Consider the following 26289-nt stretch of genomic DNA (forward strand, 5'->3'; position numbering starts at 1 on the left):
CCGTATCGGCACGTCCGCCTTCACCCGCGCGCCCTACGACCCCACCGCCCCGGTGCCGGGAGGCGTGGACCGGGAGGGCCGGCGTCTTCACCCCTGATACTCCGGCTCCTTCTGATATTCCATGATCGCCCAGCCGTGCGCCTCGACCTGGGTGCCGGGCTCGTCGGGGGAACTGCTCAGCCGCCGCGTGACGGGCCCGCCCAGGTCGAAGCCGTACGGCTGGTCCGAGATGTTCAGCAGCACGGCCAGCCCCGGGCCGCCCTCGGGGTTGGTCACCCGGTAGGCGAAGACCTCGTTGGCCAGGTGCACCTGGCTGGTGACGCCTCGGGTGAGCCAGGCGTGCCGCCGGCGCAGGCCGATCAGGTCCTGGTGCAGGCGGTAGACGGGACGGCCGAGATCCGAGAGTTCGTCCGGGTTCTCGGGGAACTCCGGGCGGATCTGCGCGTCGCCGTCCACCCGCTCGTACTTCACGCCCCGGAAGGCCTGCTCGTCACCGGCGTACACGCTCGGCACCCCGGCGACCGTGAACAGCACGGCCAGGGCGTGGCCCAGATGACGGGGGTCGTCGAGGCGGCTGGCCAGCCGGGTGACGTCGTGGTTGCCCAGGAAGGTCTGCGGGACGAAGGCCCCGGCGAAGGTGTTGTGCCGGTCGAGGGTCCAGGCCAGTTCCCACAGATTGGTGTCGTTCAGGCTGCTCCAGACCGACTTCCACAGCTCGTACTGGGTCAGCGAGTCCAGCCCGCCGTCGGTCACCAGCGCCGGGTAGTCGCCGTGGATGACCTCGCCGAGGAACCAGGCGTCGGGATGGGTGGAACGGACCTCGCCGATCACGTCGTGCCAGAACGCCGACGGCACCGCATAGGCCGCGTCCAGCCGCCAGCCGTTCGCACCCCGGTCGAGCCAGTACCGCATCGCGTCGATCGTGTACTGCCGCACCGCGGGGCTCTCGTGGTTGAGTGCGACCAGACCGCTGTGTCCCTCGAAGTCGCGGTAGGTGAAGCCGTTGCTGAAGTCGACGTGGAACCAGTCGGTGTACGCGGAGTCCGCGCCCTTCTCGAGCACGTCCCGGAACTGCGGGAAGTCACGCCCGACGTGGTTGAACACGCCGTCCAGCAACAGCATCACGCCACGCTCCCGGCAGTCGTCCACGAGGGCCCCGAACGTGCTCTCGTCACCCAGTCGCGGGTCGATGCGGAAGTGGTCGATCGTGTCGTAGCCGTGCGTGCCGCTGGCGAAGACCGGCCCGAGCAGCAGACCGTTCGCACCGAGCTCGATGACGTAGCCCAGCCAGGGGTGCAGCCGGGCGAGGCGCGGCACCGTTTCCCCGGAGGCCGTGGCCGGTGCCCCCGTGAAGGAGAGCGGATGGAGCTGCCACCAGATGACGTGATCCGACCAGGCGGACATCGGGCCTCTTCCTCGGAGAACTGCGGAGAACTGCGGAGAACTGCGGAGAACCCGGGAGCACCCGGAGAACCTCGGAGAACGCGGAACGGCGCCGGGCTTCCTCGGAAGCGCCGGCGCCGTCTGTCGGGCGGAGGATCAGACCTGAGCGCGAGTCCTGATCGCCTCGGTGATCCGCTCGATCGCGTCGTCGATCGGCACGCCGTTGTCCTGCGAGCCGTCGCGGAAGCGGAACGACACGGCGCCCTTGGCCACGTCGTCGTCGCCGACGATCAGCATGAAGGGCACCTTCTGCTTGGTGTGGGTGCGGATCTTCTTGGGCATGCGGTCGTCCGAGTCGTCGACCTCCACCCGCACACCGGCCGCGCGCAGCTTCCCGGCGACGTCGTTCAGGTAGGGCACGTGGTCGTCGGTGACCGGGATGCCGACGGCCTGGACCGGGGCCAGCCACGGGGGGAACGCGCCGGCGTAGTGCTCGACCAGGACGCCGAAGAACCGTTCCAGCGAACCGAACTTGGCCGAGTGGATCATCACCGGCTGCTGCCGGGTGCCGTCGGCGGCGGCGAACTCCAGGCCGAAGCCCTTGGGCTGGTTGAAGTCGTACTGGATGGTCGACATCTGCCAGGTACGGCCGATCGCGTCCTTGGCCTGTACGGAGATCTTCGGGCCGTAGAACGCGGCGCCGCCCGGGTCGGGCACCAGCTGCGCGCCGGACTCCTCGGCCACGGTGCGCAGCACCTCGGTGGCCTTGGCCCAGTCCTCGTCCGAGCCGACGAACTTGTCCTTCTTCGCCGGGTCGTCGGAGCGGGTGGACAGCTCCAGGTAGTAGTCGTCGAGCCCGAAGTCGCTGAGCAGCCCGGTGACGAACTTCAGCAGGTGGCGGATCTCGTCCGGGGCCTGCTCGGGGGTCACGTAGCTGTGCGAGTCGTCTTGGGTCAGGCCCCGCACGCGGGTGAGACCGTGCACCACGCCGGACTTCTCGTAGCGGTAGACCGATCCGAACTCGAACAGGCGCAGCGGCAGCTCACGGTAGGAACGCCCGCGCGACCTGAAAATCAGGTTGTGCATCGGGCAGTTCATCGCCTTGAGGTAGTACTCGCTGTTCTCCAGCTGCATCGGCGGGAACATGGTGTCCGCGTAGTACGGCAGGTGGCCGGAGGTCTCGAACAGCCCGCCCTTGGTGATGTGCGGGGTGCCGACGTACTGGAAACCCTCCTCGATGTGCCGGTTCCGCACGTAGTCTTCCATCACCCGCTTGATCACGCCGCCCTTGGGGTGGAAAACCACCAGGCCGGAACCGATCTCGTCGGGGAAGCTGAACAGGTCGAGCTCGGTGCCGAGCTTGCGGTGGTCGCGGCGCTCGGCCTCGGCCAGCCGGTCGAGGTAGGCCTTCAGCTCGTCCTTGGTGGCCCACGCGGTGCCGTAGATGCGCTGCAGCTGCGGGTTCTTCTCGCTGCCGCGCCAGTAGGCGGCGGCGCTGCGCATCAGCTGGAAACCGTTGCCGATCATCTTGGTGGTCGGCACGTGCGGACCGCGGCAGAGGTCTTTCCAGGCCACCTCGCCCTTGCGGTTGAGGTTGTCGTAGATGGTCAGCTCGCCGGCGCCGACCTCGACGTCGGCCCCTTCCGCGTCGCCGTTGCCGCCCTTGAGGCCGATCAGCTCCAGCTTGTACGGCTCGGCGGCCAGCTCGGCGCGGGCCTCGTCGTCGGTGACGACGCGGCGCCGGAAGGTCTGGCCGTCTTTGATCAGGCGCTGCATCGCCTTGTCGAGGGCCTTCAGATCGTCCGGGGTGAACGGCGTCTCGACGTCGAAGTCGTAGTAGAAGCCGTCTTTGATCGGCGGGCCGATGCCGAGCCTGGCGTCTTTGAAGGTGGCCTGCACGGCCTGTGCGAGCACGTGGGCGGTGGAGTGCCGCAGCACGGCCAGGCCCTCGGGGTCGGCGGCGGTGACGGGCTCGACCTCCTCGCCCCCGGTGAGCTCGTGGGTGAGGTCGCGCAGCTCGCCGTCGACGCGCGCGACGATGACGGCACGGTCGTCGGCGAACAGGTCCGCGGCCGTGGTCCCCGCGGCAAGCTCCCGCGGGGAACCGGATACGGACACGGTGACCTGGGCTGACACAGTGACTCCTCGTTAGTTCGGTGGGCACCCGTACGGGTGGCCGTCCCGATGCTACCGAGCGCCGGTGAGCCTTCGCGTCCGGGATTCGCCCGTGTCCCCCCGATACGAGCTCGGGTACCAGCTCAGGCCCGGGGCCGGGCCTGCCGATAGCGAGCCTGTGGCGACGCAGGAGCTCGACGAGGCACAGGAAGCCTATTTCGGCGGTATCACCGAGGTGGACTGTCAGGAGCAGGCGCGGATCGAGGCGGTGCACGCGCTGGGGCTGCTGGAGCGGCCCGTCAGCAAGGGCATCGAGCAGGTGGTGATCCTGGCCGCGCAGTTGTGCCAGGTGCCCAACGCCACGATCAACATCGTGGACGAGGAGTGGCTGCACGCGATCGCCACCGTGGGTGGGCCGGGCGGACGTTTCCCGCGCGATGACATCCCCTGCGACCTGGTGGTGCGCAGCGGGCAGGAACTCGTGGCCCCGGACACCGCGACCGTGCCGATCCTGGCCGGCAGCCCGGTCATCGACGGCACGCTGGGCCGGATCGGGTTCTACGCCTCGGTGCCGATGCGCACCCTGACCGGCCACGTCGTGGGCACGTTGTGCGCCTGGGACGAGCGGCCGCAGAAGTTCACCGAGGATCAGCTGAACATGCTGCGGGTGCTGGCCGACCACGCGATCGGCATCTTCCAGATGGGCGATGCCCTGGAGCGCGCCCGGCACGCCACCGAGCAGCTGGCCCGGCAGTCGCGCAATGCCCGGGAGATCGTCGAGACCTCGTTCGACCCCTACTACTCCTGCGACCGCGAGGGCCGGATCACCTTCTGGAACACCGCGGCGGAGAACACCTTCGGCTGGTCGCGGGCCGAGGTGGTGGGGTCGGTCGCCGTCGACCGGCTGGTGCCCGGGCGCAACCGGCCGACGGTCGAGGACGAGCTGAGCGAGCTGGAGCAGGGAACCGTCATCCACCGCTGCGGGCCGCTGCTCTGCAAGGACGGCACCGAGAAGATCGTCGAGCTGCAGATGTGGGCCTCGCGGCACGAGTCCGGACGGCACGTCTTCGCCCGGGACGTGACCGCCGCGCAGACCGTCGATCACGCCCGGCGGGCGGCCGAGGAACTGCTCGGGGCCGCCTTCCGGCACGCCTCCGACGGGATCGTCGTGATCGCGGTCACCGGTGAGGACAACGGGCGCATCGTGCGCGCCAACCCCGCCGCGGGCACGCTGACCGGACGGGGCTCGGTCGGCCCGGTCGGCCCGGTCGGCCCGACCGGCCTGATCGGTCTCACGATCGAGGACGTCCTGGCCGGCCCGGCGCGGCCCCCGGGTTCGGTGCGGGAGGGCGAGGAGGGGCCGCGACCCGATCACCCGGACGACGTGGCCGACCGCCGCGCGCTGCTGGAGGACCTCGACCTGCTGGTCGCCGAGCCGGCAGGCACCTTCCCCGGTGACACGATCGAGCACCTGGCCCGGATGCCCGTCGGCCCCGGCCACCTCTACATCCAGCTGGTCGTCACCCTGACCCGCGACGAGGAGGGCACTCCCGAGCATGCCCTGGTGCAGATGCGCGACGTCACCGCGGCCCAGGCGCACGAGCAGTGGCTGAAGCGCCAGACCCGGACCGACCCGCTGACCGGCCTGGCCAACCGGCTGGCCCTGCGGGAGCGGCTGAACTCCGAGATCGCCCGCCTGCGTGACCAGGAGGCGGGCCTCGGCGTGCTGATGGTCGACCTGGACAACTTCCACGTCGTCAACGACGAGCTGGGGTTCACCGGTGGCGACGACCTGATCGCCCGGACCGCGACCGTGCTCGCTGCGGCCGTGCCGCAGCAGGCGTTCACGGCCCGGCTGGGAGGCGACCAGTTCGTCGTCCTCACCCGGGCCGTTGCGGCCGAGGCCGTGCACGACCTGGCCGAGCGGGTGGCGCAGGCCCTGGGCACCGTCGGGACCGGTTTCACCCCGGCTCCGACCACGCCGGTGACCGTGAGCGTCGGCGTCACGTTCACCCGGAACCCGGCCTCCGACCCCGAGGAACTGCTGAAGGACGCGGACACGGCGAGGTACCAGGACAAGCGCCGGCGACGTTCCGGGTCACCGGCCGGCGACCCGGTGGATCCGGTGAGCCCCGCCGCCCTGCACGCCGTGCCGTCACCGCGCGGGTCCGAGTCCCGCCCCGTCCCCGCCCCGACCCCGGCGCCCCGCCACACCCCGGTCCGGCCGGGTGACACGGCGCACCCGGCCCGGAGCCGGAAGAACTAGGGGACCGGCTTCTCCCGGCGCTGCAGGACGATCTCCAGCGGCAGGAACGCCAGCAGGCAGATCACCAGCGGCAGGAAGTGGATCTTCATGGCCAGGTAGGTGCTCAGGTGGAAGACCATGAACCCGAGCACCATCAGGTACCGCACCCGGCCCCGGGCCCAGAGGATCACCGGGGAGCACACCTCGATCGCGAAGATCAGGAACTGGGACGCGGTGAGGATCCACGGCGGGTCGAGCAGGGCCCGGCCGAGCCCGGTGCCGCGCCGGGTCATGGCCCAGGCGAACGTCGAGCCGGTCACCCAGTCCCAGCCCCCGTAGCGCACTTTGGCGACGGCGGAGAGGAAGTAGGTGGCCACGCAGCCGACCTGGATACAGAGCAGCGCCCAGCCGGCGGCCTCGGAGCGCAGTCCCGCGCCGCGGCCGCGCAGCAGGGTCGTGCCGACCGTGGGCAGCACCCAGACGGCCATGATCAGCGCGAAGTGGTCGTGGTCGACCTTGCTGTAGGACATGCCGATCGACACCCAGTCGGTGAACCCGGCCGCGACCACCACCCCGGCCAGGGCCGTCAGCCACCGGGGCAGCCGCAGCAGGACGCCGGTGATCACCAGGGCGCACGCGGCGATCACCACGGCCCGCTCGGTGAGCACGTACCCGCTCGACGGGGTGGGCAGGTCCAGCCAGGTGCGGATCCGGATCGGGCGGTAGAGCACCGCCGAGTTCTGGGCCAGATGCGGCGGGTCGTTGACCACGTAGAACAGGTCGTAGACCACGAACAGGTAGACGACCACCCGCATCAGGGCCACCCGGGCCAGGGGTACCGGGGTGAAGACCCAGCCGCGCAGCCGTTCCGCTGGCGAGGGCACGGAACCGGCCGGCGGTTCACCGGCGACGGGAACGGCTGCCTGGGCGGTCACTGCGCGGCCTCCGTGCTGCTGGGGGAGCTGGTGGGTGAACTGCCGGGCGAGCTGCCCGGGGTGCTGTCGGTCCCGGCCCGGTAGGGGACCTTCAGCCCACCGAACTCCGGCAGGTCCGCCGGGACCTGCGAGTTCTCCGGCCAGCCGACGACGGTCTGGGTGGTGCTGCCGGCGTCGCGCCCGTTGTGCAGTTTGGTCACCTTCTCGCACAGCCACAGCTGGGTGAGTTCCGGGACGCCGGGATGGATCCGCCGGTAGTTCGCCGCCAGGTCGGAGAGCATGTCCGGCTCCCGCACGAAGCGGGGCTGCTGGCCCTCGATCTCGGCCCGGGCGATGCCCAGGTTGGCCGGGCTGAGCGTGACCCGCTGGAGCATGCCGTCCTCGTCCACCGCCGCCAGGAAGGTGGAGCGGATCACGTCGTTCGTGCCGGTGCGGAAGGCGAACTGGCTCATCGGCCCGAAGGGCCAGTACACGTCGTTGCCGAACACCGAGCCGTTGATCACCAGGAGGGTCCCGGCGGCCAGGGCCGCCGCCCGCCAGATCAGGCTCCGGCCGGACAGCCGCACGGTCTGCTCACCGGGATGGCCAGGAGCGCCAGGGATGCCGGGGTGGTCAGGAGGGGTGAGAACCGGGGGCCGATCGCCGGGCTGGGGTGGGGACACGCCGGAGATCCTAGGACAAGGGCGAAGACGTAATCTGGGCGTCATGGCGCCCTCCGTTCTGCCCTCGCCCCGCCCGGTCGTCGTCTTCGACGGCGACTGCGGCATCTGCACCAAGCTGGCCGGGGTGATCACGTCGTACCTGAGGCCCCCGGCCGCGGTGGAGCCGTGGCAGCGCCTCGACCTGGCCGCGTACGGGCTGGACGCGCAGATCTGCACCGAGGCCCTGCAGTACGTGGACGCCGACGGCCGGGTGTACGCCGCCGAGCTGGCCGTGGCGCAGCTGCTGAAAGCGTCCCGGCCCTGGTTCCGCCCGGCCGGGTACGTCATCGCGCTGCCGGGGGTGCGGTCGGTGGCCGGGGTCGTCTACCGCTGGGTCGCGCGCAACCGTCAGTCACTGCCGGGTGGCACCCCGGCGTGCGCTATGCCGCCGGCGAAGCAGCCGGAGAAGTAGCCCGGGAACGGTATCGGGAACCGCCCGCCGTGCGGGGCGCACCATCGCCACCCGCAAATGGCAGCGTTGCTGCATCTGCCTTGACCTGCCCCGGTGATCGACCGCCTCATGGTGACTGAGGGATCACCGACGGTCAGGAGGGTGAAGTGCTCGAGGTTGAGGACGATGTACGTGCGCCCGGTGTTCAGCTTCTGGACGGCCGCACCCTGCAGGCCGGCGTCTTCCGGGTCCAGCGCTGCGACTTCGCGTTCCGGCTGGACGTCAGCACCGACCTGGAACGGCTGATCGTCTCGGCCCCGGCCCGGTGGGCCGTGGGCGCGCTGGCGGAGCATCCCGACGACGAGCAGCGCCGGGAACGGGCCGTCGCCGCGCTGCGGGCGTCGGGGGAGAGGACCGAGGGCGGGAGCCGCCGCTTCGACCTCCTGACCGTCCGGATCGACGGCGGGGGCCTGGTCGGGAGCGTGCTGGTGCTGTTCGGGCGGGGGACGTCGGCGTTCGTGCTGACCCCGGACACCGCGCTCGCCGACCTGCTCGCCGCCGACCGCGGGCGCCTGGCCGGCATTCTCGCGGACGGGCTGCGCCCGGACGAGGTCCAGGACGATCCGGACGGCCCGGACGGTGCCTTCGGCTGGCAACTGCGGGTCCGGGCGATCGTCGAGGAGTTCGAGCCCTGGCTGGTGATGTCGTTCGGGATCGGTGCGGTTCCGGCCGGTCACGCGATCGTGCGGGCGAAAAGTACCGGTCGCAGCGCTGACCTGGACACTCCGGCGGCCTCCCGTCGCGTGCCCGCGCGTCACGTCGAGCCCCACCCCGGATTCGGGCGGACCGTTCGGCGCAAGCCCGGTGTGGCTGCCTTGCTACGGAGGGTTCGCCCCACCTGAATAAGGGGATCGACCGGCGGAACGGGAGGACCCAATGATGGGTGCGGATGTTGTCGTCGCCAGGCTGCGGTGCTGGGGACCGGGGCGTGACGGGCAGCTCGACGAGCTGCACGACGTGGTAGCCCGCAAACTCGCAGGTCAGCAGTACATGGCGGATTTCGATGCCGAGTGCGGCACGTCGCGGGGCCCGTCCGGATGGACGCGGGACCGGGTGCAGCACGCCGTCGCCACCGCCATCGCCCACGACTCGGTGTTCGCCGCCCGCGTGCGTCAGCTGCTCTGAGAGGTACGTGGGCTCTGAGAGGTACGGGGCCGGTTCGATCAGGTGGGGCAGCTCCCCGCCCGATCGGCCGAACCCGGCCACCTCGTCCTTGACCCCGGACCCTCGCGAGCCGATGCTTCCTCGAAAGGTACGGCCTTAACGAGGAGGCACGATGCAGGGTGCGGACGTTGTCGTCGACCGGTTGCGGTCCTGGGGCACCGGCAAGGACAAGCAGCTGACCCAGTTGCACGACCTGGTCGCCGGAAAGCTTTCCGGCACGCGCTACATGGCGGAGTTCGACGCCGAGTGCCAGAAGCCGGAGGGCCCGTCCGGCTGGGCGCGCGACCGGGTGCAGCACGCCGTGGCCAGCGCCATCGCCCACGACCCCGAGTTCGCCACCCAGGTGCGGGGTCTGCTGTAGGGGACCGGAACCGGCACCCGCCCCCTAGGGGCTGGTGGACGTCCTCAATCTCGGCTCTTCGCCTCTCCACGACCGCCACCGGGCCACCGCGCTGTCGCGATACTGCTCCAGCGGCAGGAACGCCAGCAGCATGATCAGGTGCGGCCAGAACGCGATGGTGATCACCGCGTAGGTGGCGGCGTGGAAGGCGAACCAGCCCGCGATCATCCGTCGTCGCCAGTACTCGGAGACGAAGAAGATCAGCGGGCTGAGCATCTCGAGCGAGAAGATCACCCACTGGGTCGCGTGCAGGCTCCAGGGAATGTGCAGCAGCCAGTCACCGAGGAACGTGCCGCGGCGGATGACGGCCCGGGTGATCGTCGCCGAGTTCACCCAGTCCCAGCCTCCGAAGCGGACCTTCGCCCAGGCAGACAGGAAATACGTGGCGATGCAGGCCAACTGGACCGCCCGGAAGGCAAAACCGGCGAGTTCGCTGCGGCGCCGGTCGCCGGTCGCGGCCATCCCGATGAGTGGCAGCACGAGCAGCGCCACGATGAAGTCACCGCGGTCGTGGTCGACCTTGCCGTAGGCGAAGGCCACGTACTGGTACCAGACCCAGCCCACGGCCACGAGAGCCCCGGCCACCCGGGGGAGACGACCGGTGAGGGCGAGCAGGCTCGCCGCCACGGTGCCCCACTTGAGGATCTCCACCTGCGGGACGTCGGCGGCGGGGATGCGGAACACCTCCCCCAGGTACAGGGGCTGGTACCAGACCGGGTCGGCCCAGCCGTGCCGGTAGCCGGACGTGTGCAGGAGCAGGATGTCCACGATGACGAACGCGTAGACGCACCGGCGGAACAGGGCCACCCGGGCCAGCGGCACGGGGGCGAAGAGCCAGGACCAGAGCCGGCTCACGGGGCGGCCTCCTCGAGGGTGCGGGGGTTGTCGTCCTCGGGCGTGCGGGCCGAGGACGGCCAGACGGCGAGGGTGCTCTCACGGACCTCGCCGGTGCGGACACCGTTCTCCAGCAGTACGTCACTGCGCACGACGCGGATCGCCTGCCACTGCGGTGCGTCCGGGAGCAGCCGGGCGTGGCTCTCCAGGAGGGTGCCGAGCATCGACGGGTCGGCCTGGATCTGCGGCATCCGGCCCTCGACCTCCGCACGGTTGAGCCCGACCGTGTCCGGGTTCAGGGAGGCGGGCCGCCACTGGTCGTCGCCGGCCTCCTTCACCTGGATCAGCGTGGAGCCGACCGGGCCCGAGGGGGCGGTGGAGGTGGCGTACATCCGCCAGGGGCCGAACGGCCACCACCGGTCCGAGCCGTGGACCGTACCGGCCAGGAAGAGGGCGGTGATCGCGAGCAGCGCTCCCGTCAGCAGGGCCTTGAGGGGGCGGGACAGGCGGAGCGTGTCCCCGTCCGGCGCTTCCTGCGCCACTGTGGAAGTGCTGTGCGACGCGTTCACCGGGTCAGGATAGTCACGCCCGGACGGTCGGCTGCCGGGCCGGCCGGAGCACTAGACTCCGGCAGGTGACGGATGGGTACGAGACGGCTGACGCGCTCAGCGGCGAGCCGGACGGTTTCGAGCGGCTCTGGACGCCGCACCGCATGGTCTACATCAGCGGTGAGGAGAAGCCGAAGACGTCGGCCCCGGGTGAGGACTGCCCGTTCTGCCGGGCGCCGAGAGTGACCGACGAGGAAAGCCTGATCGTGGCGCGGGGCGAGCACGCCTTCGCCGTGCTCAACCTGTTCCCCTACAACCCGGGCCACGTCCTGGTCTGTCCTTACCGTCACGTCGCCGACTACACCGACCTGACCGGTCCGGAGACCGTCGAGGTCGCTACGATGACCCAGCGCGCGATGACCGTGATCCGCGCGGTCTCGGCCCCGCACGGGTTCAACCTCGGGCTCAACCAGGGAGCGGTCGCCGGTGCCGGTATCGCCGCCCACCTGCACCAGCACGTGGTGCCGCGCTGGGGCGGCGACGCGAACTTCCTGCCCGTCGTGGCCCGCACCAAGGCGCTGCCCGAACTGCTCGCCGACACCCGCAAGAAGCTCGCCGACGCCTGGAACGCCTGAATTCCGGTGTCTTCCCGGTAAGGGACCGCTCACGCTGCGGCGCCACGGTGTTCCGGTCGGTGGCCGGTCGATCTGTACGCGTCTGAGCACCCCTCCGGCGTCGGTAGAGTGGGCCCACCATGCTCAACCGATTCGCGCGCGCCCTCTTCACGCGCATCTTCACGCCGGTCGCCAGGTTGCTTCTGAGCTGGGGGGTCAGCCCAGACGTCGTCACCCTGGTCGGCACCTTCGGCGTGTGCGCCGGGTCTCTCATCCTCTTCCCGATCGGCGAGCTGTTCTGGGGTGTGATGGTCGTCACGGCCTTCGTGTTCTCCGACCTGCTCGACGGCACCATGGCGCGTCTGTCCGGCCGTTCGTCGGTCTGGGGCGCCTACCTCGACTCCACGCTCGACCGCCTCGGTGACGGCGCGGTCTTCGGTGGCCTGGTGCTCTTCTACGCCGGCCGCGGTGACGACGACGTGATGACCGCGCTCGCCCTCACCTGCCTGGTGCTCGGCTACCTGGTCTCCTACTCCCGCGCCCGGGCCGAGGGCCTGGGCATGCAGGCGAACGTGGGTATCGCCGAGCGGTCCGAACGGCTCGTGGCCACCCTCATCGCCACCGGCTTCGTCGGCATCGGCGCCCCCGACGCCCTGCTCGGGGTGGTGCTGGCCCTGCTCGCGGTCGCCAGCGTGATCACCGTGCTGCAGCGCATCCTGATGGTGCGCAAGCAGGCCCTGGCCCTGATCGCGGCCGACCGGGCCGCCGCGGTGGCCACCGGCGATGTGTGACCTCCTCGGTGAGTGACACGAGTGACCGGGTGGCCACCGCCGCCTACCTGACCGCCTGGAAGGTCGTGCGGCTGCTGCCCGAACGGCTGGCCTACGCGCTGTTCGCGCTGGGCGCCGACTGGGTCTGGTGGCGCCACGGCACCGGCGTGCAGCGCCTGGAGAAGAACCTGGCCCGCGCCGTGCCCGACGCCGGCCCCGGGCAGCTGCGCGAGCTGTCCCGCCGCGGCATGCGTTCCTACCTGCGCTACTGGTGCGACGCGTTCCTGCTGCCGGGCTGGGACGCCGACCGGCTGGCGCGCACCTGCCGGGTCGACGATCCCGAGCGGCTGAAACGGGTCTTCAGCTCCGGCGGCGTCGTCGCGGCCCTGGCCCACCAGGGCAACTGGGACCACGCCGGGGCCTGGGCCTGCGTTCACCTGGCCCAGGTGACCACCGTCGCCGAGCGGCTCAGGCCCGAGGCGGTCTACCAGAGGTTCCTCGACTACCGTCGCAGCCTCGGCATGGAGATCTACCCCCTCGGCGATCCCGGCCTGATCGGCAAGCTGATCCGGCAGGTGCGCGGTGGCGCGTTCGTACCGCTGCTGGCCGACCGCGACCTGTCGGGCAACGGCGTGCCCGTCACCTTCCTCGGCGAGCCCTCCCGGATGGCCCCCGGGCCGGCCGCGATCGCGCTCGCCTCGAAGGCCCCGCTGCTGCCGGTGAACACCTACTACGAGCGGCTTCCCGGCGGTGGCTGGGGCCTCGTGCTGCAGATCCACGAGCCCGTGCCGGTGCCCACCACGGGCACGAACGCCGAGAAGATCGCCGTGATGACGCAGGGCTGTGCCGATGCGCTCTCGGCCGGCCTGCGCGAGCACCCGCAGGACTGGCACATGCTGCAGGTCGTTTTCGACTCCGACAGAACGTCCCGATGAGCGACGTCCGGCCTTTGCGCATCGGCATGGTGTCGCCGTACTCGTTCCACGTGCCGGGCGGCGTGCAGTTCCACATCCGCGACGTGGCCGAGCACCTGCTCGGGATGGGCCACCACGTCAGCGTGCTCGCCCCCTCCGACGACGACACCGAGCTGCCCTCCTACATCGAGTCGGCCGGGCGCGCGGTGCCGCTGCCTTACAACGGCTCGGTGGCCCGCATCAGCTTCGGCCCGGTCGCCTCCTCCCGGGTCAAGCGCTGGCTGGCCGAGAACGACTTCGACGTGCTGCACGTGCACGAGCCCTCCAGCCCGTCGCTGTCCATGCTCGCGATGTGGGCCGCGACCGGCCCGATCGTCGCGACCTTCCACACCTCCAACCCGCGCTCGCGCGCGATGTCGGCCGCCTACCCGCTCCTGCGGCCGGGTTTCGAGAAGCTGTCGGCCCGGATCGCGGTGTCGGAAGACGCGCGGCGCACGGTGGTCGACCATCTGGGCGGCGACGCGGTGGTCATCCCGAACGGCGTGTTCGTCGACCGGTTCGCCGCCGCGTCACCCCGGGCCCAGTGGCAGGGCACCACCGAGCGCCCGACGCTGGCGTTCCTCGGGCGCCTGGACGAGCCCCGCAAGGGTCTGCAGGTGCTCACGGCCGCGCTGCCGGAGGTGCTGCGGGCTCATCCGGGGGTGCGTCTGCTGGTGCTGGGTCGTGGCGACGCGGAAGAGGCCCTGGCCGTTCTGCGCGACGAGCCGGCGGCACGGGAAGCGATCGAGCTGCTCGGCCCGCTCGACGACGACGCCAAGGCCTCGCTGCTGCGCTCGGTCGACGCCTACGTCGGCCCGCACACCGGCGGCGAGAGCTTCGGCATCGTGCTGGTCGAGGCGATGAGCGCGGGCGCCCCGGTGATCGCCAGTGATCTGGGGGCCTTCCGGCGGGTGCTGGACGACGGTGAGCTGGGCCTGCTCACGCGCACCGGCGACGCCCCGGCGCTGGCCGAAGCCGTGCGGGCCGTGCTGGACGACCCGGCCGCGGCCCGGGCCCGGGCGCAGCGGGCCGCCGTCGGCGTGCGCCGCTACGACTGGTCCCGCGTGGCCGCACAGATCCTGGACGTCTACGACACGGTCACCCTGGGGGCCGACAAGGTGGGCGAGGATCCGCGCCTGGGCCTGCTCGCGCGCTGGCGCCCGAAGGTGAGCTGATGGATCACGCCCTGGAACGGCTGGACGGTACCTGGGGTGTCGTCCTGCTCACCGTTCTGCTGCTGCTCGTGGTCGGCTGGTACCTGTCGTACCTGGCGGCCCGGCTGGACCGGCTGCACCACCGGGTCGAGACCTCCCGCGCCGCTCTGGAGACCCGCCTGGCCCGCCGGGCGGCCGTGGCGCTGGAGGTCAGCCGGCAGCTGGCGCCCCCGGCCGGCGAGCAACTGCGCCTGGCCGCGTCCCGGATGGTGCGGGCCCCCGACGCACCGGTCAGCGAGGCGGGCGAGAACCTGCTGGCGCGGGCTCTGCACCAGGCCTTCGCCGACCAGAAACAGGTGACCCGGCTGCGCGCCGACCCGGCCACGGGCGAGCTGCTCGACGAGCTCGTGCTGGCGGGGGAGCGGGTGCAGCTGGCCCGCCGGTTCCACAACGACGCGGTGGCCCACGCCCAGCGGATGCGGCGCAAGAAGGTCGTGCGCTGGGCGAAGCTCGCCGGCACCGCGCAGATGCCCCAGATGGTCGAGATCGACGACAGTCAGCCCGAGAGCCTCGCCTGGCAGCCGCCTCCCCAGGGGGGAATAGCATGATGTCGAATCCGGACCGCGTTCTGTAACGGTCCCGGTCCCAGCCGCTGAGGTCAGTGAGAGGTTCTACGTGTCCAGCTCCGCGCCCGACAGTTCCACCACCCCTCCCGTCCCCGGCACCGTTACCGGCACCGGCCTCGTGAAGCGTGGCATGGCCGAGATGCTCAAGGGCGGTGTGATCATGGATGTGGTCACGCCCGACCAGGCCCGCATCGCCGAGGACGCCGGCGCCGTGGCCGTGATGGCGCTCGAACGGGTGCCCGCCGACATCCGGGCCCAGGGCGGCGTGGTCCGGATGAGCGACCCGGACATGATCGACGGCATCCAGGCTGCCGTCTCGATCCCGGTGATGGCCAAGGCCCGCATCGGTCACTTCGTCGAGGCCCAGGTGCTGCAGTCGCTCGGCGTCGACTACATCGACGAGTCCGAGGTGCTCACCCCGGCCGACTACGCCAACCACATCGACAAGTGGAAGTTCACGGTGCCCTTCGTCTGCGGTGCCACGAACCTGGGCGAGGCCCTGCGCCGGATCTCCGAGGGTGCGGCGATGATCCGCTCCAAGGGTGAGGCCGGCACCGGCGACGTCTCGAACGCCACCACCCACATGCGCCAGATCCGCGGCGAGATCCGCAAGCTGACGAGCATGTCGCAGGACGAGCTGTACGTGGCCGCCAAGGAGCTCCAGGCGCCCCTGCCCCTGGTGCAGGAGATCGCCGCGAGCGGCAAGCTCCCGGTCGTGCTGTTCACCGCCGGTGGCATCGCCACGCCCTCCGACGCCGCGATGATGATGCAGCTCGGGGCGGACGGCGTGTTCGTCGGCTCCGGCATCTTCAAGTCCGGCAACCCGGTGGCCCGGGCCGAGGCCATCGTCAAGGCCACCACGTTCCACGACGACCCCGACGTGATCGCCAAGGTGTCGCGCGGGCTGGGCGAGGCCATGGTCGGCATCACCGTCGACGAGATCCCGCAGCCGCACCGTCTCGCCGAGCGCGGCTGGTGAGCGCGCCCGTCATCGGGGTTCTCGCCGTCCAGGGCGATTTTCGTGAGCACCTGGCGGTGCTCGACGGCGCGGGGGTGCCCACCCGCGCCGTACGCCGGCCCTCCGAGCTGGAGGGCCTGTCCGGCATCGTGATCCCCGGCGGCGAGTCCACCACGATCGACAAGCTCACCCGTATCTTCGAACTGCGCGAACCACTGCAGAGGCTTTTGGACGCGGGTCTGCCCGCCTACGGTTCGTGCGCGGGGATGATCCTGCTGGCCGACCGGGTGGTCGACACCGCCCCCGGCCAGCAGACCTTCGGTGGTCTCGACATGACGGTGCGGCGCAACGCCTTCGGGCGCCAGGTCGACTCGTTCGAGGCCGACCTGGACTTCGCCGGGATCGAGGGCGGGCCGGTGCGCGCCGTCTTCATCCGGGCGCCCTGGGTGGAGGAGGTCGGCGCCGGGGTAGAGGTGCTCGCGCGCTCGCCCGAGGGGCACGCGGTCGCGGTCCGGCAGGGGAACCTGCTCGCCACCTCGTTCCACCCGGAGATCACCGGTGACCACCGCGTCCACCATCTGTTCGCGCAGATGGTGACCGAGTACGCGGAGAAGGCCCGCGCGAACAGCTGAGACCTCTCCCGCCGATGTCGCCGGGAGGTCACTTTCCCGGCGACATCCGGTCGGGCGGGAACACGTCCGGCCTGCGCGTGGTTGGTTAGCCAGGGTAACGATGTTTCCGCTGTGCTGATCAGATCGAGAGTCCGTTTATGCCCGACCTGAGTACCCGCCGCCGCTTCCTGGTGCTGGCGATCTGCTGCCTGAGCCTGCTGATCGTCGGGCTCGAGACCACGGTGCTGAACGTGGCGCTGCCCTCGCTGCAGGAAGACCTCGGCGCCTCGGTGTCCGGGCTGCAGTGGGCCCTGGACTCCTACACGCTGGTGCTGAGCAGCCTGCTGATGCTCTCCGGCTCCACCGGCGACCGGATCGGCCGGCGACGCACCTTCCAGACCGGCCTGGCGATCTTCGTGCTCGCCTCGCTGCTGTGCAGTCTGGCCCCGAACCTGGGCTGGCTCATCGCCTTCCGGATGCTGCAGGGCGTCGGTGCCTCCATGCTCAACCCGGTGGCGCTGTCGATCGTCACCAACACCTTCCCCGACCGTCAGGAACGGGCCCGGGCCATCGGGGTCTGGAGCGCGGTCGTGGGGGTCAGCATCGCGCTCGGCCCGATCCTCGGCGGCTTCCTCGTCACCACCGTGGGCTGGCGCTGGATCTTCATCATCAACATCCCGATCGGCCTGCTCGCCATCGTCCTGACCGCGCTGTTCGTGCCCGAGTCGAAGGCGGCCCGGGCCCGGCGCGTCGACCCGGTCGGTCAGCTGCTCGTGGTGCTCACCCTGGCCACCCTGGTCTACGCGATCATCGAGGTGCCGCACCGGGGCTGGAACTCGCCCCTGGTGCTGGGTCTGCTGGTGGTCGCGGTGGTGTCCGCCGTGAGCCTGGTGCTCTACGAGAAGCGCCGCGTCGAGCCCCTTCTCGACGTGCGGTTCTTCCGCAGCGCGCAGTTCTCGGGCGCCACCCTGATCGCCGTCTGCGCGTTCGCGGCGTTCGCCGGCTGCCTCTTCGTCAACACCCTCTATCTGCAGAACGACCTGGGCCTGACCCCGTTCCGGGCCGGGCTGTACCTGTTGCCGATGGCCGTCGTGGTGATGGTGCTGGCGCCGATCTCCGGGCGCTTGGTGGCCAGTCACGGAACCCGCCCGTCCCTGGTGCTCGGGGGTCTGGGCATGACGGCCGGCACGGTCACGCTGACCTTCGTCGATCCCTCGCAGCCGCTGGCCGTGCTCTTCCTGGCCTACGGCCTCTTCGGGGTCGGCTTCGGCATGCTGAACGCGCCGATCACCGCCACCGCGGTCTCCGGCATGCCGCCCTCGCAGGCCGGGCTGGCCGCGGCGGTCACCTCGACGAGCCGTCAGGTCGGTACGGCGATCGGGGTCGCGGTGGTCGGGTCGGTCTACACCGCCCACCTCGGCCGGCTCGGGTCGGTCCCGGACGCGGTCTCACGGGTGGACGCGGCCCACGCCGGTTTCTGGGTGGTCGCCGGGTGTGCGGTACTCGCCCTGGTGGTCGGCTGGGGGTCGTCCGGGGCCTGGGCCCGGCGCAGCGCCGAGCGGGCCGCGCAGCGTCTGGCCGAGCCGATTTCGCCGTCCCCGGGCAGCCCGGACGGCGCTACGGCCACCGCGGTGCGCTGAGGGTGGCCGGCCCATGAGTAGGATTGCTGGCTGAGCTTTGGTTTCTTAATGTATGCGTAACGGGAGGCGACCCGATGTCCGGCCATTCCAAGTGGGCCACCACCAAGCACAAGAAAGCCGTCGTCGACGCCAAGCGCGGCAAGATGTTCGCCAAGTTGATCAAGAACATCGAGGTCGCAGCCCGTACGGGTGGTGGTGACCCGGCCGGCAACCCGACGCTGTACGACGCCATCCAGAAGGCGAAGAAGTCGTCGGTGCCGAACAACAACATCGACAACGCCGTCAAGCGTGGTTCCGGGGCCGAGGGCGGCGGGGCCGACTACCAGACGATCATGTACGAGGGGTACGGCCCCAACGGCGTGGCCCTGCTGATCGAGTGCCTGTCGGACAACCGCAACCGGGCCGCCATGGAGGTCCGCACCGCGATGACCCGCAACAACGGCGCGATGGCCGACCCGGGCAGCGTGGCGTACCTGTTCAACCGCAAGGGTGTCGTCGTGGTGCCGAAGTCCGACGGCCTGACCGAGGACGACGTGCTCGGCGCGGTGCTCGAGGCCGGGGCCGAGGAGGTCAACGACCAGGGCGAGATCTTCGAGGTGGTCAGCGAGGCCACCGACCTGGTGGCCGTGCGCACCGCCCTGGTGGACGCGTCGATCGACTACGACTCGGCCGACGCCCAGTTCGTGCCGACGATGAACGTCCCCCTCGACGAGGAGGGCGCGCGCAAGGTGTTCAAGCTGATCGACGCCCTCGAGGACAGCGACGACGTGCAGAACGTCTACGCCAACTTCGACGTGTCCGACGAAGTGATGGAACTCGTCAACGCCGAGTGACGTCGGTCGTTTCCGGGATTTCGGGGTCGGGTGTGACATGCGTTCCGGGTGTCGCTCCCGGCCCTCGTCCGGTTTGGCTGTGATCGTGGCGTCATGCGCGTTCTCGGAATCGACCCCGGCCTGACCCGGTGCGGGCTGGGTGTGGTCGACGGGCTACCCGGGCGCCGCGTGCAGATGGTGGCCGTCGACGTGATCCGGACGCCGGCCGGCAGCGACCTGGGGGCCCGGCTGCTGGGCATCAGCGACGCCGTCGAGGGCTGGATGGACCAGGTCCGCCCCGACGTGGTCGCGGTGGAGCGGGTCTTCAGCCAGAACAACGTGTCCACGGTGATGGGCACCGCGCAGGCCGCCGGGGTCACCGCGCTCGCCGCGGCCCGCCGGGGCATCCCCGTCGTGATGCACACGCCGAGCGAGGTGAAGGCCGCCGTCACCGGATCCGGCCGGGCCGACAAGGCTCAGGTCACGGCCATGGTGCAGCGCATCCTCCAGCTCGCCGAGGCACCCCGGCCCGCCGACGCCGCCGACGCCCTGGCCCTGGCCATCTGTCACCTGTGGCGCGACGGCACCGCGGCGGTGATGCCGGTGCGGGGGCCGAACGCGTCGAAGGGCGGGGCGACCGCGGCCCAGCAGGCGTGGGTGGCGGCGATCGAGGCGTCGAAGAAGTCCCGGCGCTGAGGTGGAGGCCGCCGGTCTGGTGTCCGGCGGGGTGTCCGGTCCGGTGCCTGACTTGGTGCCTGACTTGGTGCCTGACTTGGTGCCTGACTTGGTGCCTGGCCTGGTGCCTGGCCTGGTGCCTGGCCTGGTGCCTGGCCTGGTTCGGCGGCGCTGATCCGGTTCTGCGTGGTGTCCTGTCCGGTTCTGTCGGTGGCTCCGGCTAGATTTCTCTCTCGTACAGGTGTTCGGAGCTGAGGAGTCACGGTGATTGCGTCGGTGCGTGGGCGGGTGGCGGCCGTCCGGCTGGACTCGGTGGTGATCGAGGTCGGTGGGGTCGGGCTACTGCTCCAGGCCACCCCGGGCACCCTGGCCGAGCTGCGGCCGGGGCAGGAGACCGAACTGGCCACCAGCCTGGTGGTGCGTGAAGACTCGCTGACCCTCTTCGGTTTCGGCACGACCGACGAGCGTGACGTGTTCGAGACGGTGCAGACGGTCTCGGGCATCGGCACCCGGCTGGCCCTGGCCATGCTGGCCGTGCACACGCCCGAGGGCCTGCGCCTCGCCGTCGCCCAGCAAGACCTCACCGCCCTCACCAAGGTGCCGGGCATCGGCCGCAAGGGCGCCCAGCGCATCGTGCTGGAGCTGACCGACCGGCTGGGTGCGCCCAGCGGGGGAGCGACCGTGGCCGCCGCCGTGAAACCCGCCGACACGGGCGGCTGGCGCGACCAGGTGCTCGACGCGCTGACCGGTCTGGGCTGGCCCGCCAAGGCCGCGTCCGATGCCGTGGACAAGGTGGTCGGCGCCCCCGACTCACCCGTGGCGCTCGACGAGAACGGCACCCCGCCCGACATGGCCCAGGTGCTGCGCGCCGCGCTGCGCCAGCTCGGGCGCACGGGCTGAGGCCCGCGACCATGGATGACGACCTGAACGACCTGAACGACCCGAACGACCCGAACGGCCTGGCTGCCACGAACGAGCTTCTCGCCTCGGTCGCCGGGGTGGACGACCGGCTGGTCGAGGGTGCGCTGCGCCCGCAGATGCTCGCCGACTTCGTCGGCCAGCAGGTGGTGCGCGAACAGCTGAGCCTGGTGCTCGACGCCGCCAAGGCCCGCGGCACGACGCCCGACCACGTGCTGCTCTCCGGGCCTCCGGGCCTGGGCAAGACCACGCTGGCGATGATCGTCGCGCACGAGCTGAACGCCTCGCTGCGGGTCACCAGCGGGCCGGCCATCCAGCACGCCGGTGACCTGGCCGCGGTGCTGTCCTCGCTGGGCGAGGGCGAGGTGCTGTTCGTCGACGAGATCCACCGCGTGGCCCGCCCGGCCGAGGAGATGCTCTACGTCGCGATGGAAGACTTCCGGGTCGACGTCGTCGTCGGCAAGGGGCCCGGCGCCACCGCGATCCCGCTCGACCTGCCGCCCTTCACGCTGGTCGGCGCCACCACCCGGGCCGGCATGCTGCCCGGCCCGCTGCGCGACCGGTTCGGCTTCACCGGCCACCTCGACTTCTACTCGCCCGGCGAACTGGAGCTGGTGCTGCGCCGTTCCGCGGAGCTGCTCGGCGTCGAGCTGAGCGCCGAGGCCGCGGCCGAGATCGCCGGCCGGTCCCGGGGCACGCCCCGTATCGCCAACCGCCTGCTGCGCCGGGTGCGCGACTGGGCCCAGGTCCGGGGCGACGGGCGGCTCGACCTCACCGCCGCCCGCGCCGCGTTGCAGGTCTACGCCGTGGACGAGCGCGGCCTCGACCGTCTCGACCGCTCGGTGCTCGAGGCGCTGTGCCGGCGGTTCGGCGGCGGGCCGGTCGGCCTGTCCACCCTGGCCGTCGCGGTGGGGGAAGAGGCAGAGACGGTGGAGACCGTGTCCGAGCCCTTCCTGGTGCGCGAGGGCCTGCTGGGGCGGACGCCCCGGGGGCGTATCGCCACTCCCGCCACCTGGGAGCACCTCGGCCTCACCGCACCCGCCGGGTTCGCCTGGGCCGGTGCGGGTACCGGCGGCGGCACGCTCACCAGCCGCTCGGGCATGGTGCAGGAAACCCTTCCGGAGCCTGCTCCGGACGCACGACCTGATCCACGGCCCGGTACCGACACGTGATCCGTTGGGGGATCGGGCAACGGTCGGCACGACGAACGACCCTGCTCAGAGGTCCTCTGAACGGAGCACCCAGTCCGTTGTGGGAGCATGCGTGCTCACGAGCGGGCCCAGGTCGGGCATGATGGTCGGTCGGTGCCGCGGGCAACCTCGCCGCCGTCCCGGCCGACTGCTTGTCAGAGGGCTTCCCGGCGGAGGGCCAAGGAGGGCACCGGCGGACATGAGAGTTGAGACGATGAGAACAGCATCCGTGACGGAGTGGGTGACGACGTGGAACTGATCATCCTGGCGGTTCCCCTGCTCCTGCTCTGGCTGATGGTGAGCCGTGGGCGCAGGCAGCAGCGTGAGCTGGTGGCCCAGCAGGAGTCGGTCACGCCCGGCACCCGGATCATGACCACGTCCGGCCTCTTCGCCGAGGTCGTCGAGGTCGATTCCGACGCAGTGGTTCTCGAGATCGCCCCGGGCGTGCGCACTCGCTGGAGCAAGCGCGCGATCGGGCAGATCGTCACGGCCGACAGCACCGACGGTGAGCAGGACGGCACCGACGGGGAGAGCGCCGGCGAGAACACCTCCGCCGACAGCCCGAGCACCATCACCGGCACCACTGATCGTACCGGCGCTGATCGTGACGGCATCCGTTCGGAGTCCGGCTACGCGCCGCCGCCGAACTCCGATGTCACCGACGGCAGCACCGGAACCGACGGCCGATAGCCCGGCCCTGACTGCGACGGCCTGAGCCGTCTCGAGAACGAGAAGAGACCCACAACCGTGGCACGATCCAGCAACGCCTCCCGACCAGGTCGGGCACTGCTGTTCATGGTCGCCATCCTGGCCGTCGTGTACGCAGTGGTCGGCATCCGGACGGTGACGTCGAACGGCGGATGGACCCCGTCCCTCGCCCTCGACCTCGAGGGCGGCACCGAGATCATTCTCGAGCCGCGGCCCCTGAACGGCCAGAACATCACGCCGACCACCGAGCAGCTGAACGAGGCCGTGAACGTGATCCGGCAGCGGGTCAACGGCTCCGGTGTCTCCGAGGCCGAGGTCACCACCCAGAGCGGCAAGAACATCGTGGTGTCGCTGCCCGGCAACCCCGACGCGGCGACCCGCAACCTGGTCAAGCAGTCGGCGCAGATGAACTTCCGGCCGGTGCTCTACACGGCGGCCGCCGCCGGTGCGACGAGTACGGCCACGCCGACGCCGACCGCCAGTGGTGACGCGACCTCCACCGCCTCGCCCACGGCCAGCGCGAAGGCGAGCGCCAAGGCCACCTCGAAGGCCGGTGCCAGTGCCACGGCCACCGAGAAGGCCGACACCTCGGACGAGAACAACCGGGTCGTGCCGAAGGCGCTGAAGGCCGAGACGACGCCCAGCGGTTCCGCGACCACCGCGCCCGGCGCGACCTCGTCCGCAAAGTCCTCGGCCACGGCCACGGCCGACGCCAGTGCGACCACCGACGCGGACGCCGCCGCCACGGCCGCTGCCGCGGCAGCTGACGGCACCGCGTCCGACCTGGCGCAGATCACCACCGAGCTGCAGGAGCAGTTCACGGCGGAGACCTGCGCCGACCTGCCGAAGCTGCAGGGCAAGGCCTCAGACCCGAAGAAGGCGATCGTCACCTGCGACGCCGACGGGACGACCAAGTTCATCCTCGGTCCGGTCGAGGTTCCGGGTTCCGACATCAAGACCGCCACCGCGGGCATGGGCCAGAACAGCCAGGGCGCCTCCAACGGTGAGTGGGTCGTCAACCTCGAGTTCAAGTCCGACGGCGCGAAGAAGTTCGGCAACGTCACCAAGCGGCTGATCCAGCTGACCGGTGCGCAGAACCAGTTCGCGATCGTGCTCGACGAGCTGGTCATCTCCGCCCCGACCACCAACGCCGCCATCACCAACGGCGAGGCCCAGATCTCCGGCAGCTTCACCCAGGAGTCCTCGCAGCTCCTGGCCCAGCAGCTGAAGTTCGGCTCGCTGCCGGTGTCGTTCCAGGTGCAGACCGAGAACCAGATCTCCGCGCTGCTCGGCGGTGAGCAGCTCGAGCGGGGGCTGCTGGCCGGCCTGATCGGCCTGATCCTGGTGGTGCTCTACTCGCTGCTGCAGTACCGGGCCCTGGGCCTGGTGACCATCTTCAGCCTCGGCATCGCCGGTGCGCTCACCTACGGGCTGGTCGTGCTGCTGGGTGAGACCGAGGGCTACCGGCTGAGTCTCGCCGGTGTGACCGGTCTGATCGTGGCCATCGGTATCACCGCCGACTCGTTCATCGTGTACTTCGAGCGGGTCCGCGACGAGGTCCGCGAGGGGCGGCCCCTGACCTCCGCCGTCGAGGCGGGCTGGGACCGGGCCAAGCGCACCATCCTGGCCTCCGACACCGTCAACCTGCTCGCCGCGATCGTGCTCTACCTGGTCGCCGTCGGCGGTGTCCGCGGATTCGCGTTCACCCTCGGCCTGACCACCCTGATCGACGTCGTCATCGTGTTCCTCTTCACCAAGCCCGCGGTGACGATGCTGGCCAGGCTGAAGTTCTTCGACGGTGGCCATGCGATGTCCGGCTTCAGTGCCCGGCAGCTCGGGCGCCCGAGCGCGTACGCCGGCCGCGGCCGGGTCCGCCCGACCGCCGAAACCGCCTCCGAGGGTGGCAGCATCGCCGCCCGCCGGGCCGCCGCGGCGCGGGCCGGGACCGAACCCGGTGACCCGGGTGGGACCTCCCCGCAGGACGCGCAGGACTCGGTCACCACGTCGGGCACGGGGAGGAACTCCTGATGTTCAGCTTCGCCACCTTCGGTAACGACCTTCACTCCGGCAAGCGGTCCTTCGCCTTCATCGGGCACCGGCGCTTCTGGTACGGCATCGCGCTCGCCATGACGGTGGCCTCGATCCTGTCTCTCGCGTTCATCCGGCTGAACCCCGGCATCGAGTTCCGCGGCGGTTCCGAGTTCCAGCTGTCCAAGGTCGCCGACACCGACACGATCAAGGCGTCCGACGCGGTCGCCTCCGTGGTGCCCGGTACCGAGGCCCGGGTCACGGTCATCGGCAGCAGCGGCGTGCGGGTGCAGACCGAGACGCTGAGCGACGCCGAGACCACCAAGGTCCGGCAGGCGCTGGGCAAGGCCTACCAGGTCGACGACAGCAACATCACGTCCAGCTTCGTCGGCGCCAGCTGGGGTTCCGACGTCACGAAGAAGGCCGTCCAGGGTCTGCTCATCTTCATCGTGCTGGTCGGCATCATCATCGCCATCTACTTCCGGACCTGGAAGATGTCGGTGGCCGCGCTGGTGGCCCTGCTGCACGACCTGATCATCACGGCCGGCCTCTACTCGCTCACCGGGTTCGAGGTCACCCCGGCGTCCGTGATCGGGTTCCTCACCATCCTCGGGTACTCGCTCTACGACACCGTGGTGGTGTTCGACAAGGTCCGCGAGAACACCGACCGCATCACGCTGTCCACGAAGCGCACCTACGAGGAAGCCGCCAACCTGGCGGTCAACCAGACCCTGGTGCGCTCGATCAACACCTCGGTGGTGGCTCTGCTGCCGGTGGCGTCGATCCTGTTCATCGGTGCGTTCGTGCTCGGCGCGGGCACGCTGAAAGACATCTCGCTGGCGCTGTTCATCGGTATCGCGGCCGGTACCTACTCGTCGATCTTCGTGGCCACACCGCTGCTGGTCGACCTGCGCCGCCGGGAGCCGGAGATCGTCGCGCACACCCGAAAGGTGCTCAAGCGCCGGGCCGAGCTCGCCGCGGGTTCCGCCGCGGAGCCCGAGTTCGGTAGCCCCGAGGGCGACGACGGCGAGCCGGCCACGGTCGGCGCGGGCGTCGGCCCCGACACCGCGGCACCTTCGCGGCGCGGTCCGGCGGTCCGGCGGGAGACGTCCGGTCAGCGGGCGCAGCCGAAGCGGGGCCGGCGGAAGTGACGATCGACAGCGTGCTGTCCGAGCGGCTCGCGGCGGGGCTCCGGGACATCCCGGACTACCCGTCGCCGGGAATCCTGTTCAAGGACATCACTCCGCTGCTGGCCGACCCGGAGCTGTTCGCGGCCTCGGTGGACGCGCTGGCGGCGGCCCACCGGGCGGGCACCGGGGCCGAGGTGGACGTCGTGGCCGGGGTCGAGGCCCGGGGCTTCATCTTCGGCGCGGCGGTGGCCCTGAGCCTCGGGGTGGGCTTCGTGCCGATCCGGAAGAAGGGCAAGCTGCCCCACACCACCGTCTCGGCCGAGTACACGCTCGAATACGGCACCGCGATCATCGAGGTCCATGAAGACGCGGTGCACCCGGGACAGCGGGTTCTGCTGCTGGACGACGTCCTCGCCACCGGGGGCACCGCGGAGGCGGCCGCGGGGCTGCTCGAGGGCATCGGCGCTCACGTGGTGTCGGTGTCGTTCCTCGTGGAGCTCGCGTTCCTCAACGGCCGGGAACGGTTGTCTGGGCGTGATGTGAAAGCTGTCCTGAGTTACTGAGGGCAACTTTTTCTGCACTTTTGGGTAACGTGCCCCTTTTGTTTGACGAAGCGTGATGAAGTCAACACGCGATGCTCGAGTCGAGCACGAAGTCAATATCAAAAGGGGCCGTTTCCCGCTGAACCGGGAATGATCAGGCCCCCGGGTGCGCTCCGATCACTGC

Annotated in this window: 27 protein-coding genes; 21 read left to right on the forward strand and 6 right to left on the reverse strand. The window is 70.7% G+C overall.

All coding sequences use genetic code 11. The annotated features are described in order from the left end of the window. Positions 1–87 precede the first annotated feature (87 nt). On the reverse strand, positions 88–1404 hold the full coding sequence (locus tag LR393_RS03505) for an alpha-amylase family protein (protein ID WP_231481513.1): 1317 nt from the start codon (positions 1402–1404) through the stop codon (positions 88–90). Positions 1405–1539: 135 nt separating this feature from the next. Next, entirely contained in the window at positions 1540–3519 is a 1980-nt protein-coding gene (gene thrS, locus LR393_RS03510) for a threonine--tRNA ligase (RefSeq protein WP_231481514.1), read from the reverse strand. A 157-nt stretch (positions 3520–3676) separates the two neighbouring features. Here thrS and LR393_RS03515 point away from each other — a divergent pair, with 157 nt between their 5' ends. Further along, a complete protein-coding gene (locus LR393_RS03515; protein WP_231481515.1) occupies positions 3677–5764 on the forward strand; it encodes a diguanylate cyclase domain-containing protein in 2088 nt (695 codons plus the stop codon). Here the strand turns inward: LR393_RS03515 and LR393_RS03520 are convergent. Continuing rightward, a complete protein-coding gene (locus LR393_RS03520) occupies positions 5761–6678 on the reverse strand; it encodes a hypothetical protein (RefSeq protein WP_231481516.1) in 918 nt (305 codons plus the stop codon). The two genes, LR393_RS03515 and LR393_RS03520, sit on opposite strands and share 4 nt — an antisense overlap. Then, positions 6675–7340, reverse strand: coding sequence for a hypothetical protein (locus tag LR393_RS03525; protein ID WP_231481517.1), 666 nt, complete (start codon positions 7338–7340; stop codon positions 6675–6677). Before LR393_RS03525 ends, LR393_RS03520 begins: the two co-directional genes overlap by 4 nt. A 43-nt stretch (positions 7341–7383) precedes the next feature. Here LR393_RS03525 and LR393_RS03530 point away from each other — a divergent pair, with 43 nt between their 5' ends. From LR393_RS03530 to LR393_RS03545, 4 genes are all read left to right on the forward strand, one after another. Continuing rightward, on the forward strand, positions 7384–7791 hold the full coding sequence (locus LR393_RS03530; RefSeq protein ID WP_231481518.1) for a thiol-disulfide oxidoreductase DCC family protein: 408 nt from the start codon (positions 7384–7386) through the stop codon (positions 7789–7791). A gap of 146 nt (positions 7792–7937) precedes the next feature. Then, complete coding sequence (locus LR393_RS03535) at positions 7938–8672, forward strand: hypothetical protein (RefSeq protein WP_231481519.1); 735 nt, start codon at positions 7938–7940, stop codon at positions 8670–8672. Between the two features lie 34 nt (positions 8673–8706). Next, the gene (locus tag LR393_RS03540; RefSeq protein ID WP_231481520.1) at positions 8707–8955 is read left to right on the forward strand and encodes a hypothetical protein; all 249 of its coding nucleotides are present in this window, start codon (positions 8707–8709) and stop codon (positions 8953–8955) included. A 151-nt stretch (positions 8956–9106) separates the two neighbouring features. Beyond that, positions 9107–9355: a hypothetical protein gene (locus tag LR393_RS03545; protein ID WP_231481521.1), complete on the forward strand. Its 249-nt coding sequence runs from the start codon at positions 9107–9109 to the stop codon at positions 9353–9355. 24 nt (positions 9356–9379) lie between these two features. On the opposite strand, the gene LR393_RS03550 is transcribed toward LR393_RS03545, so the two are convergent. Both LR393_RS03550 and LR393_RS03555 read right to left on the reverse strand, forming a co-directional pair. Then, the gene (locus LR393_RS03550; protein ID WP_231481522.1) at positions 9380–10249 is read right to left on the reverse strand and encodes a hypothetical protein; all 870 of its coding nucleotides are present in this window, start codon (positions 10247–10249) and stop codon (positions 9380–9382) included. After that, positions 10246–10797 (reverse strand): hypothetical protein, encoded by a 552-nt coding sequence (locus LR393_RS03555; protein ID WP_231481523.1) that lies wholly within the window; start codon positions 10795–10797, stop codon positions 10246–10248. Before LR393_RS03555 ends, LR393_RS03550 begins: the two co-directional genes overlap by 4 nt. A 65-nt stretch (positions 10798–10862) precedes the next feature. Between LR393_RS03555 and LR393_RS03560 the strand changes: the two genes are divergently transcribed. The 16 genes from LR393_RS03560 to LR393_RS03635 all read left to right on the forward strand — a co-directional run bounded on the left by LR393_RS03560 (position 10863) and on the right by LR393_RS03635 (position 26126). After that, positions 10863–11411, forward strand: a complete 549-nt coding sequence (locus tag LR393_RS03560) for an HIT family protein (RefSeq protein WP_231481524.1) — start codon at positions 10863–10865, stop codon at positions 11409–11411. 119 nt (positions 11412–11530) lie between these two features. Further along, entirely contained in the window at positions 11531–12181 is a 651-nt protein-coding gene (gene pgsA, locus LR393_RS03565) for a phosphatidylinositol phosphate synthase (RefSeq protein WP_231481525.1), read from the forward strand. Between the two features lie 8 nt (positions 12182–12189). Then, positions 12190–13095 carry a phosphatidylinositol mannoside acyltransferase gene (locus tag LR393_RS03570; RefSeq protein WP_231481526.1) on the forward strand — a complete coding sequence of 302 codons (906 nt, stop codon included), beginning with the start codon at positions 12190–12192 and terminating at the stop codon, positions 13093–13095. A 14-nt stretch (positions 13096–13109) separates the two neighbouring features. After that, positions 13110–14288: a glycosyltransferase family 4 protein gene (locus LR393_RS03575; RefSeq protein WP_345718923.1), complete on the forward strand. Its 1179-nt coding sequence runs from the start codon at positions 13110–13112 to the stop codon at positions 14286–14288. After that, positions 14288–14875, forward strand: a complete 588-nt coding sequence (locus LR393_RS03580) for a hypothetical protein (protein WP_231481528.1) — start codon at positions 14288–14290, stop codon at positions 14873–14875. The genes LR393_RS03575 and LR393_RS03580 overlap by 1 nt, the downstream gene beginning before the upstream one ends. A gap of 67 nt (positions 14876–14942) precedes the next feature. After that, complete coding sequence (pdxS, locus tag LR393_RS03585; RefSeq protein WP_407937286.1) at positions 14943–15872, forward strand: pyridoxal 5'-phosphate synthase lyase subunit PdxS; 930 nt, start codon at positions 14943–14945, stop codon at positions 15870–15872. Then, positions 15866–16483: a pyridoxal 5'-phosphate synthase glutaminase subunit PdxT gene (gene pdxT, locus LR393_RS03590; protein ID WP_345718922.1), complete on the forward strand. Its 618-nt coding sequence runs from the start codon at positions 15866–15868 to the stop codon at positions 16481–16483. Before pdxS ends, pdxT begins: the two co-directional genes overlap by 7 nt. Positions 16484–16620: 137 nt before the next feature. Beyond that, the gene (locus LR393_RS03595; protein WP_231481530.1) at positions 16621–18102 is read left to right on the forward strand and encodes an MFS transporter; all 1482 of its coding nucleotides are present in this window, start codon (positions 16621–16623) and stop codon (positions 18100–18102) included. A 74-nt stretch (positions 18103–18176) separates the two neighbouring features. Further along, a complete protein-coding gene (locus tag LR393_RS03600) occupies positions 18177–18935 on the forward strand; it encodes a YebC/PmpR family DNA-binding transcriptional regulator (protein WP_231481531.1) in 759 nt (252 codons plus the stop codon). Between the two features lie 93 nt (positions 18936–19028). Next, positions 19029–19610: a crossover junction endodeoxyribonuclease RuvC gene (gene ruvC, locus LR393_RS03605; RefSeq protein WP_231481532.1), complete on the forward strand. Its 582-nt coding sequence runs from the start codon at positions 19029–19031 to the stop codon at positions 19608–19610. A 243-nt stretch (positions 19611–19853) separates the two neighbouring features. Then, positions 19854–20489, forward strand: coding sequence for a Holliday junction branch migration protein RuvA (gene ruvA, locus LR393_RS03610; protein ID WP_231481533.1), 636 nt, complete (start codon positions 19854–19856; stop codon positions 20487–20489). Between the two features lie 11 nt (positions 20490–20500). Beyond that, positions 20501–21679 carry a Holliday junction branch migration DNA helicase RuvB gene (ruvB, locus tag LR393_RS03615; protein WP_231481534.1) on the forward strand — a complete coding sequence of 393 codons (1179 nt, stop codon included), beginning with the start codon at positions 20501–20503 and terminating at the stop codon, positions 21677–21679. Between the two features lie 267 nt (positions 21680–21946). Continuing rightward, positions 21947–22387: a preprotein translocase subunit YajC gene (gene yajC, locus LR393_RS03620; RefSeq protein ID WP_231481535.1), complete on the forward strand. Its 441-nt coding sequence runs from the start codon at positions 21947–21949 to the stop codon at positions 22385–22387. A gap of 57 nt (positions 22388–22444) precedes the next feature. Next, a complete protein-coding gene (gene secD, locus LR393_RS03625; protein ID WP_231481536.1) occupies positions 22445–24433 on the forward strand; it encodes a protein translocase subunit SecD in 1989 nt (662 codons plus the stop codon). Then, on the forward strand, positions 24433–25584 hold the full coding sequence (gene secF / locus LR393_RS03630) for a protein translocase subunit SecF (RefSeq protein WP_231481537.1): 1152 nt from the start codon (positions 24433–24435) through the stop codon (positions 25582–25584). Before secD ends, secF begins: the two co-directional genes overlap by 1 nt. A gap of 2 nt (positions 25585–25586) precedes the next feature. Next, positions 25587–26126, forward strand: coding sequence for an adenine phosphoribosyltransferase (locus LR393_RS03635; protein ID WP_345718921.1), 540 nt, complete (start codon positions 25587–25589; stop codon positions 26124–26126). The last annotated feature ends 163 nt before the right edge of the window (positions 26127–26289 follow it).

Source organism: Kineosporia mesophila, from assembly GCF_021129235.1.
GTDB classification, from domain to species: domain Bacteria; phylum Actinomycetota; class Actinomycetes; order Actinomycetales; family Kineosporiaceae; genus Kineosporia; species Kineosporia mesophila.